Raw genomic sequence first — 17,152 nt, 5'->3', positions numbered from 1 at the left:
CAGGCCTGAGCCGGCGCTGCGGCAACTGCCGGGCAGGCCCTCTGCGCAGAGGAACATAGGATGTTCGCCCCGGCCAACCAGCCCCATTTCAGCCTGACCCTCGACGGCCTCGACAGCGACCTGCAAGTCCTCGAATTCCACGGCCGCGAAGCCCTGAACCAGCCCTACCGCTTCGATATCGAGCTGGTCAGCGAACGTCCCGACCTGGACCTGGAAAGCCTGCTGCACAAGGGCGCCTACCTGGACCTGGGGCAGGGCCACGGCATCCATGGCCAGTTGCACCGGGTGGCCCAGGGCGAATCCGGCCAGCGTCTGACCCGCTACCAGGTGAGCCTGGTGCCACGTTTGGTCTACCTCGCGCATCGGCATAACCAGCGCATTTTCCAGCAGCTGACGGTGCCGCAGATCATCACCCAGGTGCTGGAAGAGCACGGCATCCTCGCCGATGCCCAGCGCTTCCAGCTCGGCCCCACCGTCTACCCGCCGCGCGACTACTGCACCCAGTACGACGAGAGCGACCTGCACTTCGTCCAGCGACTGTGCGAAGAGGAAGGCCTCCACTACCACTTCGAGCACGGCCCCGACGGGCACCTGCTGGTGTTCGGCGACGACCAGACGGCCTTCCCCAAGCTGGCCCCGGTGGCCTACCAGCAGGACTCCGGCCTGGTCGCCGACCTGCCGGTGATCAAGCGCTTCGGCCAGCGCCTGGAAACCCGTACCGCCCGCGTCAGCCGCCGCGACTACGACTTCGAGAAGCCCAGGCTGCAACTGGAAAGCATGGCCCGCAGCGACAGCCGCCCGGATCTCGAGGACTACGATTACCCCGGCCGCTTCACCGAGCGCGAGCGCGGCAAGCTGCTGAGCCAGCGCAGCCTGGAAAGGCACCGCGCCGACTACCGCCAGGCCGAGGGCCGCAGCGACCAGCCGAGCCTGCGCAGCGGCCATTTCCTGCCCCTGCGCGAGCACCCGCGCGGCGAGTGGAACGACCTCTGGCTGCTTACCGAAGTGCTGCACGAAGGCAAGCAGCCGCAGGTGCTGGAAGAGTCGGTCACCAGCAACACCCGCGACGGCCAGGACGACTTCCACCAGGGCTACCGCAACCGTTTCCTCGCCACGCCCTGGGACGTGCCCTACCGCCCGCCGCTGGCGCATCCCAAGCCGCGCGTGCTGGGCAGCCAGACCGCCGTGGTGACGGGGCCGAAGGGCGAGGAGATCCACTGCGACAAGTACGGGCGGGTCAAGGTGCAGTTCCACTGGGACCGCGAAGGCCAGGCCGACGACAAGACCAGCTGCTGGCTGCGCGTGGCCTCCAGTTGGGCCGGCAAGCAGTACGGCGCCATCGCCATTCCGCGCATCGGCATGGAAGTGCTGGTGACCTTCCTCGAAGGCGACCCGGACCAGCCGCTGATCAGCGGCTGCCTGTACCACGCCGAGCACCTGCCGGCCTACGAGCTGCCGGCGAACAAGACCCGCAGCCTGTTCAAGACGCTCTCCAGCCCTGGCGGCGGTGGCTACAACGAGCTGCGCATCGAGGACCGCAAGGGCCAGGAGCAGATCTACCTGCATGCCCAGCGCGACTGGGACGAGAACATCGAGCACGACCAGAAGATCCGCGTCGGCCACGAACGCCACGACACCGTGGAAGCCAACGCCTACAGCGAGTTCAAGGCCGAGGAACACCGCACCACCCATGGCGACCGCAAGGTCGAGGTGCGCGCCGACGACCATCTCTCGGTGGGTAATGACCAGCACGTGAAGCTCGGCAATGGCCAGTTCATCGAGGCTGGCAACGAAATCCACTACTACGCCGGCGAGAAGGTGGCGATCGACGCGGGCCAGGAACTGACCCTCAAGGCCGGCGGCAGCTTCGTCAAGCTCGACCCCGGCGGCGTCACCCTCAGCGGTGCCGAGGTGATGCTCAACAGCGGCGGCAGCCCGGGCCTGGGCACGCCGGCGGCGCCGTTGTTGCCAGGCAAGCTCCAAGCGCCGGACGAGAGCGCTCCGGGTGCTGTCCTGCAGCATCGCCTCAAATCGGAAATGCCGATCGTAGAACTGTGCCAGAAGCCCAGGGGAGGCACCCCACTGCAGTGCCCGCTCAGTGACTGCCCATGCCGCAAGGCGATGAAGGAGGTGCTCTGAACATGCCAACCTCCGTTCTGCTGGACCATTCGGACGACCTGCTCCAGCGCCTCGCACTGCTCGGAGAAGGCCGCGCTCCACGCCGGCTCTTCCATCAGACCGAACTGTCGCTCTACGTCGATCAGAGCCCGGTATGGATGCCCGCGGGGCAGGCATTGCTGTCGGCGTTCCAGGAAGCCCCCGAACAGTGGCCGGGCCTGTTGATCCACAGCCGGGCCGACGAGCGCACCCTGCTCGGTCATCTCCGCCGGATTCTCGTGGTGCGTTTCGACGGTGGCTTGCGCCGGGGCCTGCTGCGCTACTGGAGCCCTCGAACCGCCAGTTACTTCTTTTCGGCCAATATGGAGGAACAGGCCCGCTGGATGGGGCCGATCGAGAGACTCGGCTGGCATGGCGGGACCTGGCGCGAAAAGGCCGAGGGGCGCGAAGGCTGGAGGAATCGGGACAACCCGCGGTTCGAACGCTGGGTCTCCCCCCAGGACTCGCTGCCCCCCTGCCTCAGCGCCGAGCAGGAAGCCGCATTGCTGCAACAACAGCGAGAACATTTTGTCTTCCAGTGGCTGGAAACACCCGGGCAGCCCTTCGCCGAAGCCTGGGAGTACTTCGGAGAAGGGTTGGCCGTTGGCTTCGAGGAAAGCGACCCCATGTCGCGCTACCTCGACCTTCGTGTCGCCTATCGCGGCCAGAAGGCGCCCGCGGAACTCTCCGGAAATACCGCAGACGAGCGCCTGGCCTACCTGGAAGAGCACCTGCGGCAAGGCAGCATGAACAAGGAAGACCATATATGACCGCATCGATCGGCAAACTGGGCGGAGGCCCGGCGTGCGAGACCGGCAAACTCATCGTTCAGGTTATCGGCAAGGAACATCCGGCCAGCCAGAAACTGGTGATTTACGATGACAAGGATAGCCAGCAGCAGGAGTGGCTCACCAAGCAGGGCAAGCCGGAGAACCTCGCCGACGAACTGTGCAGCAGCGTTCTGCATGTGTGGGACTGGAGCGGGCAACCCAAGCGTCATCTCTGGCTGGAAATCGCCTCGCAGAAAGGGAGCCCCATCCGGGTGCCGCTATGCGACGACCTGCGGGTGACCCCCAGGCAAGCTGACGCGCAGTGGAACCAGGTCATCCCCGTGCTACCCCTCACCGCCCTGAGGGGCGCCAAGAGCCCTTACGACCTCGGTGCGCCCGTGCTGTGCCGCCCCGGTTACCTCTATGTCTTCTATCGAGACAAGTTGTGGCGCGAGCTGGAGATTCGCACCGATAGCGACAAGACGCTCTTCCATGACATCGATGTCGCGCGCTACCGCACCGGCCAGGGCTTCAAACCCGAGGTACGCCAGGCCACGGGGCAGGGGCTGGAAGATATCTGGCTACCGGCCCGATGGAACGACCGGGACGTCTCGGACCTGCGCCTCTGCTACTCGGAGATACAGCTGGGAGCCGCGCGCCTGAACTTCCTCGAATGCCATCCCGACGAACTGGCCCGACGCTGCCAGTCGTTCCGGCTGCAGGCAAGCTCGCGCGTCTTCAAGGACCTCTATCGGGGCAAGCCGGATGGCGCCGCCATGCTCGAGCATTTCTCGCAGTTCGACGCCCGCGACAGTGTTTCCGTATCCACCAGCGTGCCGGCGCAGGTCGCGCGCTTGAACCTGGACCACCGCGCCTTCCCGCTTTCGCTGGTCGCCCCCCCAGCGCGCCCGCGCACAGATCTTCGAGTATCTGCTGGAGCACCCCGCCCGCTACCTCTGCGACCTCAGCGGTCAGTTTCCCGATCAGGAATACCGACGGGCGATGGCCTTCCTCAACCAGGGCATGCTGGGAGAAAAGACCAGCCCGACTCACCTGCTGGAACTGAGCGCCGTCGCCGATGCCCTGTCGAGAAGCCTGAAAACGGCGCAACCGCCGGCGGGGGAAGCGGCGCCGCCGGAGGAAGATGTCTGGCAAGCGCAGCCGGGAGCGACGGACGTATTGGCGAAGGTACGCCCACGGCAGCTCTGCGGCGTGCTTCTGGACGATGCGCGGTATCGCATGCGCCACCTGGAAAGCCGCATAGACAATCATCGTCAGCTGCTGCAGGTCTGTGCCCGCCACGCCGCCACGCAGCCCAACCATGGCAGCGCATTGCTGGTGCAACAGCTGGTTGTCGCCCGCACCCTGCAAGGCAAGCCCAATCCACTGCACAAGGAGATCGACAAGCTCAGCCGCCAGGGGTTGTACGATATCAATCGCAATACCGCGGTACTCGAGCGTATCGAGGCGTGGCAAGGCTTCATGTCCGCGCAGAACCTGCTGCGTGAAGCGCTGGAACAGACGCGTAGCGTCGCCACGCTGGCCGATCACCTGAGCCTGGAGGGATTCCAGTACCTGGGCGCGCTGCATGCCACGACGCGCACCCTGGCCTGTCTGGCGCTGAATCCTGCACAGGTCGACCCCCTCGCGCCGACTGGCGATCTCAACGACGCCACGGGTAACGGCAGCCCCACCAGCCCGCGCGTCAGCGAGGGGCAGAAGTTCCTCGCGAAGCTCCAGCAAGACACCCGGTCCCCCCTGCATCGCCTGCTCTGGCCCGACGTGGACGAGCCCCGGCTCTGCAAGGCGCACGAACCCAAACCCGTCGCGCCCAATCCGGGAACCGGGCAATTCCGTGGAGAAGAACTGGCGAAGCTGGAAAACGCCGTGGTCCCGCCCGCCGACAACTGGCTCACCCTCGATGAAACACTGCTCGGCGCCTTGCTCGCCGGCGCCAGCCTGGACAGCTTCCTGACGCTCGGCGGCAAAAACCTCAACGGCGCGCTGATGAGCGTTTTCGACACCTTGCAAGGGGCGATGGAAGTCGCCCAGGACGCGCTGGACAACGTGCGTCAGTTGTCCAGCCAGGCCATCGCCAACGCCAATGCCACCCAGCAGGCCGCCAAGAGCGCCGACGCCCGCCTCGCCCAGACGCGGCGGCAGCTTGGCCGGCAAGGCCGGCCGATCACCCTTGGCCTGCATGGCCCCGGGCTGCAGCAACTGCGCAGCATGCTGCCGGGCACCTTCGGCTACGCCGTATTCGTGCGGCGTAACCAATTCGACAGGACCACTCACTACCTGTTCGGCATGGAAGACCTGCCGACCCGGCCGCGCACGGCCACCCGCTACTATGGCGAATACCTCAGCCCGCAAGGCAAGGTGCTGGGCAGCACCGACCGCCAGCGCATCCAGGGCGACGACATCGTGAAAGGCGATCATTGGGTCATCGCCATCCCCCGCAACCACTCGACCGCGCGCCTGGTCGGCGAGATGAACAAGCGCCTCACCGCGGCCCAGGCCGCCGACGCCGCCGCCGAGGTTGCCGCCCGGGAGGCACAGGTACGCGGCGCCGCGCTGAGCGAAGCGGTGGGAGCACTGCAAGAGCAGAAGAATGCGCGGGCCTATCGCATACTCAATTCCACACCGTTTTCAGCAGCGGTGTTGATGTTGGAGATGTGGAATGTGAGGGCGGAGTGGAATGCGTGGGATCAGAACACACGAGAGAAAGGGCAATATAGGTCAGTTAGTGGGACTTTAAGTGCTATTTTTGACACGTTGGTTGCTATGGAGGCTCTGACGGTCAAGTTGGCTGGCAACCAGTCTTCCCTAACTATAGCACGTAAAACTCTATTTCGGGTCCCACAGGTAATTACAAAAGCCATGGGGGAGTTAGGGATCTCGATAATAGAAAGCATCACGGGGCGGCTGATACTGCAATCCTTTGCTGGAATAGTATTCTGCGGTGTGAGTCTTTACGACGCTTGGTACGCTTGGCAATGGCATGATCAAGCCATGTATGGCTACCTGCTCATGGCCAGTGGCGCACTGATTGGGGCGGCGGGAGGCTGGTTGGCTGGCAGTGCCACTTTCCTCGGCCTTACCCCTGCGGGTTGGCTCTGCCTGCTACTGGTCGGCGCAGGGGCAGGCCTGGTCTACGCATTGTCCTCTACGCCTTTGCAGGACTGGCTAAGCAATGGTCCCTTTGGCGAAGGGCAGGGCGAAAAGGCCGCCCACCTACTTAACTCCGACGAGGCGTTCTACCGCCTGGTGGGCGTGCTCGCGAATATCCGCATCAGCATCCAGCCCAATCCCCGCTTCGAACCCGCCGCCAAACTGGATGTAAACGAGCCGATTCCCTTCCGCGTCCGCCAGGCCAACACGTTGATCCGCCTGGAAAGCGCCTTGCCCGGCTTGCTGGCGAACCTGGGTAACGTCGACATTCGCGCCGAATGCCGGTTGCGCCCGGTGCATACCGTCAACGTAAAAGGCGAAGCCGCCTATACGGAGGTCCGCTCGGCGACTCACGAGCCACCCCAGGCGCCGCTGGCCCAGCGGCTGTTTCCCGATGCACTGGAACTGTACTTCCAGACGCCGGCTGTCCATGTGTTGCAACCCCACAAGCCGGAACAGTTTCTGGCCCAGCGCTGGGCCGTGCGGGCGCAGTTCATCCTTCAGGGCGCAGGGCAAAACCGTATATTCCCCACGCCAGGCATCAAGGCGGCAACGGTTTATGGGCCGGAGTACGCCAAGCCGGACTTCGGCAGTACAGGGCGCCCCTTCTGGGCCGACGAGCAAACCCATCAGGCAAGCAATTGATGACAAGCCAGGACTACTACTCGCCTACCAGCTACCGTCCGGATCGGATTCCGGATCAACCAGCCTCGCAGGCGCGAGGTCTGTATCAGAAATTTTCCTGCACTCGTCTGCCCTGGGGATGTACGCAGGATGTTATCCCCTCCAATCTTCTGGGCTTTTTAACGCCCCAAGCTATACGCAGGCATGACCAGATACATCAGGAAAAATCTGAGCAGCTGAAAAATGGAACCTATAAGAAAACTCCTTTCGACGATGTAGAGCTACATCAAAAATATGATCACCAGAATTTTAGAATGGCCAGATTACCAGGCAGCTCCCAATTTTGGTTGATACTGGAGTTTTTCGGAAAAATATCAACCATCTTTTTTATGGTGGCATTTCCAATCAGCTACTTATTAATTTTATCAAAGCTAAGTACTTACCAGTGGGAAGCTGGAGAGTGGTACAAATTGCTATCAGGATATCTGCCCATACTCATCCCAACTCTAGTGTGTTGGGCAGTAGGACATATCGTTGTTAATTATTTTCCTGGCTTTTGGTTCCGCCCTCCCAAAGGCCCACTCTGGGACTTGAATCGCCGAACAGGTCTCGTCACGCTGTATGACTACAAAGCCTTCAAAAAGACCGGTGTGATCGGTGAAATCAGCGCGCCTTTCTATGAATTCGATGCCTATATCCATACCAGCCCGGATCGCCAAGGTTCCCCGCTCAATGTGCTGTTCCTGATGCATCGGTACCGCGATATCCGGGTCAAGGTCGGGGCATTGCTCGGAGCCGAACAGACTCCGCAGGAAGTTTGTGCGCTCTGGGATCTGCTTCAGAACTACATGGATACCAGCCGTCCTCTGCCCGACACACCAGCGCTGGAAGAGTACCGCGCCAACGACCCGATCACTGCCGAGCATGACCGCAAGACCGGCCGCAACCCTCGCTATTGGATCGACATGGACGATGAGACCTTCAAAGCCCATTGCCGTGAGATGGCAGTAAAAATAGAAGCCATCGATACCTTCTCGCGCCCCAACCTGATGGCTAAGCATGTCGAATACACAGGCTAGGGGGATGCAAGGCAGGCACTTGATGACAAGCCAGGACTACTACTCGCCTACCAGCTATCGTCCGGACCGGACTCCAGACCAGCCAGCCTCGCAGGCGCGAGACTTATATCAGAAATTCTCATGTACACGTCTGCCCTGGGGAAGTACGCAGGATGTTATCCCCTCCAATCTTCTGGGCTTTTTAACGCCCCAAGCTATACGCAGGCATGAGCAGATGCATCAGAAAAAATCTGAGCAACTGAAAAATGGAACTTATAAGAAAACTCCTTTCGACGATGTAGAGCTACATCAAAAATATGATCACCAAAATCTTAGAGTGGCTATGCTTCCAGCCAGCTCCCAGTTCTGGCTGATCTTGGGACTCTTCGGAAAAATATCTACAATCTTTCTCCTTCTAATATTCTTAATAACTTATCCATTCATTTTATCAAAATTGAGCGACTATGAGTGGGAGAGTGGCGAGTGGTATCTATCACTGCAAGGGTATCTGCCAGTCCTGATTCCTTTGCTGTTGTGCTGGGGAGTTAGAAAAATTGTTGTTGACTACTTCCCTAGTGTTTGGTTTCGCCCGCCCAAAGGCCCACTCTGGGACTTGAATCGCCGAACAGGCCTCGTCACGCTGTATGACTACAAAGCCTTCAAAAAGACCGGAGTGATCGGTGAAGTCACCGCACCATTCTATGAATTCGATGCCTATATCCATACCAGCCCGGATCGCCAAGGTTCCCCGCTCAATGTGCTGTTCCTGATGCATCGCTACCGCGATATCCGAGTCAAGGTCGGCGCATTGCTCGGAGCCGAACAGACTCCGCAGGAAGTTTGTGCACTCTGGGATCTGCTTCAGAACTATATGGATACCAGCCGTCCTCTGCCCGACACACCAGCGCTGGAAGAATACCGCGCCAACGACCCGGTCACTGCCGAGCATGACCGCAAAACCGGCCGTAACCCTCGCTATTGGACCGATATGGACGATGAGACCTTCAAGGCCCGCAGCCATGAGATGGCGGTAAAAATAGACGCCATCGATACCTTCTCGCGCCCCAACCTGATGGCTAAGCATGTCGAATACACAGGCTAGGGGGATGCAAGGCAGGCACTTGATGACAAGCCAGGACTACTACTCGCCTACCAGCTACCGTCCGGATCGGATTCCGGATCAACCAGCCTCGCAGGCGCGAGGTCTGTATCAGAAATTTTCCTGCACACGCCTGCCTTGGGGAAGTACGGAGGATGTCATCCCTTCCAATCTTCTGGAGTTCTTATCGCCCAGCACTATGCGCATGCATGAACAGAATGCTCAGGAAAAGTCTGAGCGACTGGCCAACGGTACCTACCAAGCAACATCCTTTGACGGAATGGAATTACATCAACGGTATGACCATGAAAACCTCAGAATGTCCAGGCTTCCATTTAACTCTCAATTTTGGCTTTTTATTGGCCCCATAGGCAAATTTAGCTTCTTCATATTACTTCCCTTAATTGCATCAATTTACTTCATTGAATTAATTTCAGGAAAACAGAACTGGGTTGACCTGCTACTATCATACCAAAATATCATCTTGATATTTGTCGCCCCACCCGCTCTACTCTGGATAATTGGCAATATAGTTTCTAATTTCTTCCCTAGACTTTGGTTCCGCCCTCCCAAAGGCCCATACTGGGATTTGAACCGACGTACAGGCTTCGTCACGCTGTATGACTATACGTCCTTCAAAAAGACCGGTGTGATTGGCGAAATCAGCGCTCCCTTCTATGAATTCGACGCCTATATTCACACCAGTCCAGACCGCCAGGGCGCACCGCTCAATGTGCTATTCCTGATGCATCGCTATCGCGACATTCGCGTAAAGGTCGGTGCGCTACTCGGCGCGGATCAGCCCCCCCAAGAGGTTTGCGCACTCTGGGATCTGCTTCAGAACTACATGGATACCAGCCGTCCTCTGCCCGACACACCAGCGCTGGAAGAATACCGTTCCAAAGACCCGATCACTGCCGAGCATGACCGCAAAACCGGCCGTGATCCTCGCTATTGGGCCGACATGGACGATGAGACCTTCAAAGCCCGCTGCCGTGAAATGGCCGTGAAAATAGATGCTATCGACACTTTCTCCCGCCCCAACCTGATGGCTAAACATGTTGAATACACAGACTAGGGGGATGCCAGGAACTTGATGACAAGCCAAGATTACTATTCCTTGACCAGTTATCGACCAGATCGAATCCCAGACCAACCGGCATCTCTTACGCGTGATTTATATAAAATTTTTTCGTGCACGCGCCTGCCTTGGGGATGTACGCAGGAGCTTGAACCCTCCAATCTCATGAAAGCCTCCTCCCCAGAGGACATGCGTAGGGATGAAAGAAACCGTAAAGAAAAAGCCGAGCAGATATCTAGCGGTACTTTCAAACCAACGCCCTTTGATAAAGTGGATTTTCACCAAAAATATGATCATGAGCATATAAGGCTAGCAAGGCTTCCATTTAGATCTCAGTTTTGGCTTGTGCTTGAGGCTATGGGAAGATTTGGAACTATTATTTTTTCAGTTCTCGTCTCATTGGTCTGGCTAGCCACTCTCAGCAAACTGAACGAGCCTGAATCAGCCATAAAGCACTTGGCTGAAAGTTTAGCCTTAACGGTTGGGCCATGTGTAACTTCTTGGACTATAGGTCATATAATAATAAATTACTTTCCAAAACTTTGGTTTCGTCCTCCCAAAGGTCCACTCTGGGATTTGAATCGCCGAACAGGTCTCGTCACGCTGTATGACTATAAAGCCTTCAAAAAGACCGGAGTGATCGGTGAAGTCAGCGCGCCTTTCTATGAATTCGATGCCTATATCCATACCAGCCCGGATCGCCAAGGTTCCCCGCTCAATGTACTGTTCCTGATGCATCGCTACCGCGATATCCGAGTCAAGGTCGGTGCACTGCTCGGAGCGGAGCAGACGCCACAAGAGGTCTGCGCCCTCTGGGACTACCTACAGAACTTTATGGATACCAGCCGGCCATTACCCGACGTGCCGAGCTTGGAAGAGCACCGCGCCAACGACCCAATCACTGCCGAGCATGACCGCAAGACCGGCCGCAACCCTCGCTATTGGATCGACATGGACGATGAGACCTTCAAAGCCCGTTGCCGTGAGATGGCAGTAAAAATAGAAGCCATCCACACCTTCTCGCGCCCCAACCTGATGGCTAGGCATGTCGAATACACAGGCTAGGGGGATGCAAGGAACTTGATGACAAGCCAGGACTACTACTCGCCTACCAGCTATCGTCCGGACCGGACTCCGGATCAACCAGCCTCGCAGGCGCGAGGTCTGTACCAGGAATTTTCCTGCACACGTCTGCCTTGGGGAAGTACGCAGGATGTTGTCCCCTCCAATCTTTTAGAGTTTTTAACGCCTGAGATCATGCGTCTGCATGAGCAGAATAGTCAGGAAAAATCTGAACAATTGGCCAATGGTACCTATAAAGAAACACCCTTCGACGGCGTGGAGCTGCATCAAAGGTACAATCATGAGAGCCTCAAGATGTCTAGACTTCCATTTTTCTCTCAGTTCTGGCTTTTGGTTGGCCCCATAGGAAGGTTCAGTTTCTTTGTATTAGCTTTTCTCACCATATGTTTGTATTTATTTGAACTAATTGTCGACAAGCAGAATTGGATTAACCTCCTGCTATCGTATCGCTATACTATATTGGTATTTATAGCCCCGCCCGCTCTATGCTGGATATTAGGAGATATAGTTTCTAAATTCTTCCCGGCATTTTGGTTCCGCCCTCCCAAAGGCCCACTCTGGGACTTGAATCGCCGAACAGGTCTCGTCACGCTGTATGACTACAAGACCTTCAAAAAGACCGGTGTGATCGGTGAAGTCACCGCACCATTCTATGAATTCGATGCCTATATCCATACCAGCCCGGATCGCCAAGGTTCCCCGCTCAATGTGCTATTCCTGATGCATCGCTACCGCGATATCCGGGTCAAGGTCGGCGCATTGCTCGGAGCCGAACAGACTCCGCAGGAAGTTTGTGCACTCTGGGATCTACTTCAGAACTACATGGATACCAGTCGTCCTCTGCCCGACACGCCAGCGCTGGAAGAGTACCGCGCCAACGACCCGATCATTGCCGAGCATGACCGCAAAACCGGCCGCAACCCTCGCTATTGGATCGATATGGACGATGAAACCTTCAAGGCTCACTGCCGTGAGATGACAGTGAAAATAGAGGCCATCGATACCTTCTCGCGCCCCAACCTGATGGCTCGGCATGTCGAATATCTGAATTAGGAAGATAGTGATTTACGGTGCCATCAATATAAGAAAGAGGCCGTTATATTCAGAGCCTCAATGAAAGCCCGCTCATACCAAGAAGCACCGGCGCTCCTGACAAGACAGCTCGCAAAGACACTGCAGCGCGCTCTTTAAGTGGCAATCACGACCCGATACGCCATAGCCGCAGTAGGGTATACGCCCCACCGCCCTCTCCCACCCTGGCAGAAATCAAGGTCCAGATGGGCTTTTGCTTGTAGCTTTAAGCTTACGGCTTGCTGCTGCGCCCTCCGGGCACCGATAATGCGCGGTTCTGAGCCAGATATGCGGTCGAGCGCCCCGAGTCGCGCGCGAGCACGGAGAAACGCCATGAAAGACACCATCCGCCAGCTGATCCAGCACGCCCTCGCCAGCCTCGTCGAGGACGGCACCCTGCCGGCCGGGCTGAGCCCGGACATCCAGGTCGAGACCACCAAGGACCGCAGCCACGGCGACTACGCCAGCAACATCGCCATGATGCTGGCCAAGCCCGCCGGCATGAAGCCGCGCGACCTGGCGACCAAGCTGGTCGCCGCGCTGCCGGCCAACCCACAGGTGGCCAAGGTGGAGATCGCCGGCCCCGGCTTCCTCAACTTCTTCCAGGACCAGGCCTGGCTGGCCGCGAGCCTCGACGCCGCCCTGGGCGACGGCCACCTGGGCGTGCGCAAGGCCGGCCCGGCGCAGCGCGTGGCCATCGACATGTCCTCGCCGAACCTGGCCAAGGAGATGCACGTCGGCCACCTGCGCTCGACCATCATCGGCGACGCCGTGGCCCGCGTGCTGGAATTCCTCGGCGACACCGTGATCCGCCAGAACCACGTGGGCGACTGGGGCACCCAGTTCGGCATGCTGCTGGCCTACCTGGAAGAGCAGCCGGTGGACGCCCAGGCCGAACTGCATGACCTGGAAGTCTTCTACCGCGCCGCCAAGAAGCGCTTCGACGAGTCCGCCGAGTTCGCCGACCGCGCCCGCGAGCTGGTGGTCAAGCTGCAGGCCGGCGACGCCGAGTGCCTGCGCCTGTGGACGCGCTTCAACGAAATCTCCCTGTCGCACTGCCAGAAGGTCTACGACCAGCTGGGCGTGAAGCTGACCATGGCCGACGTCAAGGGCGAGAGCGCCTACAACGACGACCTCGCCAACGTGGTCGACGAACTCAAGGCCAAGGGCCTGCTGACCGAGGACGACGGCGCCCTGTGCGTGTTCCTCGACGAGTTCAAGAACGCCGAGGGCAACCCGCTGCCGGTGATCGTGCAGAAGGCCGGCGGCGGCTACCTGTACGCCACCACCGACCTGGCGGCGATGCGCTACCGCAACAAGGTGCTGCACTGCGACCGCGTGCTGTACTTCGTCGACCAGCGCCAGGCCCTGCACTTCCAGCAGGTGTTCGAGGTGGCGCGCCGCGCCGGCTTCGTCCCGGCCGGCATGGACCTGGAGCACATGGGCTTCGGCACCATGAACGGCGCCGACGGCAAGCCGTTCAAGACCCGCGACGGCGGCACCGTGAAGCTGATCGACCTGCTCAACGAAGCCGAGGAACGCGCCTACACCCTGGTCAAGACCAAGAACCCCGAGCTGGGCGACGCCGAGCTGCGCCACATCGCCCATGCCGTGGGCATCGGCGCGGTGAAGTACGCCGACCTGTCGAAGCACCGTACCAGCGACTACAGCTTCAACTTCGAGCAGATGCTCAGCTTCGAGGGCAACACCGCGCCCTACCTGCTCTACGCCTACACCCGCGTGGCCAGCATCTTCCGCAAGCTGGGCAAGGGCTATGACGAGGTCGGCGGCAAGATCGTCCTGGAAGCCCCGCAGGAGCAGGCCCTGGCCGCGCAACTGGCGCAGTTCGGCGACCTGCTCAACAATGTCGCGCTCAAGGGCGTGCCGCACATCCTCTGCGCCTACCTGTACGAACTGGCCGGGCTGTTCTCCAGCTTCTACGAGCACTGCCCGATCCTCGCCGCGCAGACCCCGGAGCAGCAGGAAAGCCGCCTGAAACTGGCCGCACTGACGGGCCGCACCCTCAAGCAGGGCCTGGAACTGCTGGGCCTGGAAACCCTGGAACGCATGTAACCCTCCATGGCCAAGAAGAAACCCGCTCCCAAGCGCGGCGCCAGCCGCTACCAGGCCCCGGCCAAGAAGACCTCGGTCCCCGGCTGGGTGTGGCTGGTCGCAGGCCTTGCCATCGGCGGCTTCATCATGTTCCTGATGAAGCTGGAACCGGGCCGCAACGAAGTGCGCCGGGAGAAGCCCGAGCAACAGAAGCCGGGCATCGCCCAGGGCGCCAAGCCGGCCACGCCGGCGCAGCAGCCCTCGGCGGTGGCGGTGAAGCCCAAGTACGACTTCTACACCCTGCTGCCCGGCTCGGAAGTGGTGGTGCCGCCGGAAGCCGTGCCGGAGAAGCCGCAGACACCGACGGTGGTCAACACCCCGGAGGAAGCGGCGAAGATCGACGCCGCCCGCGCCCAGGCCGCGCTCAACGGCCAGACCCCGCCGCCGCCGGCGGTGGTCAAGCCGGCCACGCCGCCGCAACCGGCAACGGCGCAGCAGCCGGCCGCCCAGGCCAAGGCCACGCCGCCGGCCACGGCCCCGGCGAGCAAGCCGATCGCCCCGCCGGCGGTGGCCGCCACCCAGTTCTTCCTGCAGGCCGGTTCGTTCCGCAAGCAGGCCGACGCCGACCGTGTGCGCGCCCAGGTGATCCTCCTCGGCCAGAGCGCGCGGGTGGAATCCGGCGCGGTGCGCGACGAGACCTGGTACCGGGTGATGGTCGGCCCGTTCAGCGACCGCTCGCAGGTTTCCGCGGCGCAGAAACAACTGTCGGCCAACGGCTTCAGCAACCTGCTGTTACAGCAGCGCCAGACCCGCTGAAGCCCCGCGCGGGCCCGCCTTGGGCGGGTTCGCGCGGCGTCCGTCGGACGCCGCCTTCAAGGCACGTCCGTCGCCCTGCCTTGAAGGCCGCGTCCTTCATCCCCATATGACTCCGCATTCGGGCACCAATGCCCCGCTGTGTGGAGAACTCCCCCTTGACCACTATCGTTTCTGTCCGCCGCAACGGCAAAGTCGTCATGGGCGGCGACGGCCAGGTTTCCCTTGGCAACACCGTCATGAAAGGCAACGCGAAGAAGGTCCGCCGCCTCTACCACGGTCAGGTGCTGGCCGGTTTCGCCGGCGCCACCGCCGACGCCTTCACCCTCTTCGAGCGCTTCGAACAGCAGCTTGAAAAGCACCAGGGGCACCTGGTCCGCGCCGCCGTCGAGCTGGCCAAGGACTGGCGCACCGACCGCTCCCTGAGCCGCCTGGAAGCCATGCTGGCGGTGGCCAACAAGGACGCCTCACTGATCATCACCGGCAACGGCGACGTGGTCGAACCCGAGCACGGCCTGATCGCCATGGGCTCCGGCGGCGGCTTCGCCCAGGCCGCGGCCATGGCCCTGCTGCAGAAGGCCGATGACGCCATGTCCGCCCGCGAGATCGCCGAAACGGCGCTGAACATCGCCGGCTCCATCTGCGTGTTCACCAACCAGAACCTCACCATCGAGGAGCTCGACAGCGCCGTCTGAGGCCCTGTCGCTCCGGAGTAGCCGAACAAATGTCCATGACTCCCCGCGAGATCGTCCACGAACTCAACCGCCACATCATCGGCCAGGACGACGCCAAGCGCGCCGTGGCCATCGCCCTGCGCAACCGCTGGCGGCGCATGCAGCTGCCGGCCGAGCTGCGCGCCGAGGTGACGCCGAAGAACATCCTGATGATCGGCCCCACCGGCGTCGGCAAGACCGAGATCGCCCGGCGCCTGGCCAAGCTGGCCAACGCCCCGTTCATCAAGGTGGAAGCGACCAAGTTCACCGAGGTCGGTTACGTCGGCCGCGACGTCGAGTCGATCATCCGCGACCTGGCCGACGCCGCCATCAAGATGCTCCGCGAGCAGGAAGTGCAGAAGGTCAAGTACCGCGCCGAGGACGCCGCCGAGGAACGCATCCTCGACGCCCTGCTGCCGCCGGCGCGAACCGCCGGCTTCGGCGACGAGCCGGCGCGCGAGGACTCCAACACCCGCCAGCTGTTCCGCAAGCGCCTGCGCGAAGGCCAGCTGGACGACAAGGAAATCGACATCGAAGTGGCCGACGTCCCGGCCGGCGTGGAAATCATGGCGCCGCCCGGCATGGAGGAGATGACCAACCAGTTGCAGAACCTGTTCTCCAACATGGGCAAGGGCAAGCGCAAGACGCGCAAGCTGAAGGTCGCCGAGGCCATGAAGCTGATCCGCGACGAGGAGGCCCAGCGCCTGGTCAACGAAGAGGACCTAAAGGCCCGCGCCCTGGAAGCCGTGGAGCAGAACGGCATCGTCTTCATCGACGAGATCGACAAGATCGCCAAGCGCGGCAACGTCGGCGGCGCCGACGTCTCCCGCGAGGGCGTACAGCGCGACCTGCTGCCGCTGATCGAGGGCTGCACCGTCAACACCAAGCTGGGCATGGTCAAGACCGACCACATCCTGTTCATCGCCTCGGGCGCCTTCCACCTGTCCAAGCCCAGCGACCTGGTGCCGGAGCTGCAGGGCCGCCTGCCGATCCGCGTCGAGCTCAAGGCCCTGACCCCGGACGACTTCAAGCGCATCCTGCGCGAGCCGCACGCCTCGCTCACCGAGCAGTACACCGCGCTGCTCAAGACCGAGGGCCTGGACATCGCCTTCGCCGACGACGGCATCCAGCGCCTGGCGGAGATCGCCTGGCAGGTCAACGAGAAGACCGAGAACATCGGCGCCCGCCGCCTGCACACGCTGCTGGAACGCCTGCTGGAGGAAGTCTCCTTCGATGCGGCGGACCTGGCCAGCGAGCACAGCGACAAGCCGATCGTGATCGACGCCGCCTACGTCAACGGCCACCTGGGCGAGCTGGCCCAGGACGAGGACCTGTCGCGGTATATTCTCTAACAGCCGCTAGAGGCTATAGGCTGAAGGCTATAGGCAAGAGCGAAAAGCTTTGTCCCGGCGACGGTGCCGTACGCTCCTAGCCTCCAGCCTCCAGCCTCCAGCCTCCAG

12 protein-coding genes are annotated in these 17,152 nt (G+C 61.0%); all 12 read left to right on the top strand.

What is annotated here, in order from left to right; translation table 11 throughout:
- The first annotated feature begins 60 nt into the window (after positions 1 to 60).
- The 12 genes from tssI (at position 61) to hslU (ending at position 17,044) form a co-directional block, all read left to right on the top strand.
- Positions 61 to 2,139 carry a type VI secretion system tip protein TssI/VgrG gene (gene tssI, locus ACTWJ5_RS02830; RefSeq protein WP_444437431.1) on the top strand — a complete coding sequence of 693 codons (2,079 nt, stop codon included), beginning with the start codon at positions 61 to 63 and terminating at the stop codon, positions 2,137 to 2,139.
- Between the two features lie 2 nt (positions 2,140 to 2,141).
- On the top strand, positions 2,142 to 2,927 hold the full coding sequence (locus ACTWJ5_RS02825) for a DUF4123 domain-containing protein (RefSeq protein ID WP_249918027.1): 786 nt from the start codon (positions 2,142 to 2,144) through the stop codon (positions 2,925 to 2,927).
- Positions 2,928 to 3,929: 1,002 nt separating this feature from the next.
- A complete protein-coding gene (locus tag ACTWJ5_RS02820) occupies positions 3,930 to 6,743 on the top strand; it encodes a hypothetical protein (protein ID WP_444437430.1) in 2,814 nt (937 codons plus the stop codon).
- Positions 6,743 to 7,801: a hypothetical protein gene (locus tag ACTWJ5_RS02815; RefSeq protein ID WP_444437429.1), complete on the top strand. Its 1,059-nt coding sequence runs from the start codon at positions 6,743 to 6,745 to the stop codon at positions 7,799 to 7,801. The genes ACTWJ5_RS02820 and ACTWJ5_RS02815 overlap by 1 nt, the downstream gene beginning before the upstream one ends.
- Before the next feature lie 22 nt (positions 7,802 to 7,823).
- Positions 7,824 to 8,882: a hypothetical protein gene (locus ACTWJ5_RS02810; RefSeq protein WP_444437428.1), complete on the top strand. Its 1,059-nt coding sequence runs from the start codon at positions 7,824 to 7,826 to the stop codon at positions 8,880 to 8,882.
- 22 nt (positions 8,883 to 8,904) lie between these two features.
- A complete protein-coding gene (locus ACTWJ5_RS02805; protein ID WP_444437427.1) occupies positions 8,905 to 9,957 on the top strand; it encodes a hypothetical protein in 1,053 nt (350 codons plus the stop codon).
- 18 nt (positions 9,958 to 9,975) lie between these two features.
- Complete coding sequence (locus tag ACTWJ5_RS02800; protein ID WP_444437426.1) at positions 9,976 to 11,025, top strand: hypothetical protein; 1,050 nt, start codon at positions 9,976 to 9,978, stop codon at positions 11,023 to 11,025.
- A gap of 18 nt (positions 11,026 to 11,043) precedes the next feature.
- The gene (locus ACTWJ5_RS02795) at positions 11,044 to 12,096 is read left to right on the top strand and encodes a hypothetical protein (protein WP_444437425.1); all 1,053 of its coding nucleotides are present in this window, start codon (positions 11,044 to 11,046) and stop codon (positions 12,094 to 12,096) included.
- A 351-nt stretch (positions 12,097 to 12,447) separates the two neighbouring features.
- Positions 12,448 to 14,187, top strand: coding sequence for an arginine--tRNA ligase (gene argS / locus ACTWJ5_RS02790; protein WP_444437424.1), 1,740 nt, complete (start codon positions 12,448 to 12,450; stop codon positions 14,185 to 14,187).
- A gap of 6 nt (positions 14,188 to 14,193) precedes the next feature.
- Positions 14,194 to 14,982 carry an SPOR domain-containing protein gene (locus ACTWJ5_RS02785; protein ID WP_444437423.1) on the top strand — a complete coding sequence of 263 codons (789 nt, stop codon included), beginning with the start codon at positions 14,194 to 14,196 and terminating at the stop codon, positions 14,980 to 14,982.
- Between the two features lie 155 nt (positions 14,983 to 15,137).
- On the top strand, positions 15,138 to 15,674 hold the full coding sequence (gene hslV, locus ACTWJ5_RS02780) for an ATP-dependent protease subunit HslV (RefSeq protein WP_024128800.1): 537 nt from the start codon (positions 15,138 to 15,140) through the stop codon (positions 15,672 to 15,674).
- A gap of 29 nt (positions 15,675 to 15,703) precedes the next feature.
- Positions 15,704 to 17,044, top strand: a complete 1,341-nt coding sequence (hslU, locus tag ACTWJ5_RS02775; RefSeq protein ID WP_089392891.1) for an ATP-dependent protease ATPase subunit HslU — start codon at positions 15,704 to 15,706, stop codon at positions 17,042 to 17,044.
- Positions 17,045 to 17,152: the final 108 nt, after the last annotated feature.

Origin of the sequence: Pseudomonas sp. A6 (assembly GCF_052367875.1) — a bacterium.
Lineage (GTDB): Bacteria > Pseudomonadota > Gammaproteobacteria > Pseudomonadales > Pseudomonadaceae > Pseudomonas > Pseudomonas citronellolis.
The sequence above is the reverse complement of the archived record's forward strand: the minus strand, read 5'-3'. Positions and strand labels throughout refer to the sequence as shown.

Excerpts from the sequence above, each read along its gene's own strand:
- ACTWJ5_RS02815 (WP_444437429.1), top strand. The coding sequence starts at position 6,743 with ATGACAAGCCAGGACTACTACTCGCCTACCAGCTACCGTCCGGATCGG.
- ACTWJ5_RS02795 (WP_444437425.1), top strand. The coding sequence starts at position 11,044 with ATGACAAGCCAGGACTACTACTCGCCTACCAGCTATCGTCCGGACCGG.
- ACTWJ5_RS02800 (WP_444437426.1), top strand. The coding sequence starts at position 9,976 with ATGACAAGCCAAGATTACTATTCCTTGACCAGTTATCGACCAGATCGA.
- tssI (WP_444437431.1), top strand. The coding sequence starts at position 61 with ATGTTCGCCCCGGCCAACCAGCCCCATTTCAGCCTGACCCTCGACGGC.
- hslU (WP_089392891.1), top strand. The coding sequence starts at position 15,704 with ATGTCCATGACTCCCCGCGAGATCGTCCACGAACTCAACCGCCACATC.
- ACTWJ5_RS02805 (WP_444437427.1), top strand. The coding sequence starts at position 8,905 with ATGACAAGCCAGGACTACTACTCGCCTACCAGCTACCGTCCGGATCGG.
- ACTWJ5_RS02820 (WP_444437430.1), top strand. The coding sequence starts at position 3,930 with ATGGCCTTCCTCAACCAGGGCATGCTGGGAGAAAAGACCAGCCCGACT.
- ACTWJ5_RS02785 (WP_444437423.1), top strand. The coding sequence starts at position 14,194 with ATGGCCAAGAAGAAACCCGCTCCCAAGCGCGGCGCCAGCCGCTACCAG.
- argS (WP_444437424.1), top strand. The coding sequence starts at position 12,448 with ATGAAAGACACCATCCGCCAGCTGATCCAGCACGCCCTCGCCAGCCTC.
- ACTWJ5_RS02825 (WP_249918027.1), top strand. The coding sequence starts at position 2,142 with ATGCCAACCTCCGTTCTGCTGGACCATTCGGACGACCTGCTCCAGCGC.
- ACTWJ5_RS02810 (WP_444437428.1), top strand. The coding sequence starts at position 7,824 with ATGACAAGCCAGGACTACTACTCGCCTACCAGCTATCGTCCGGACCGG.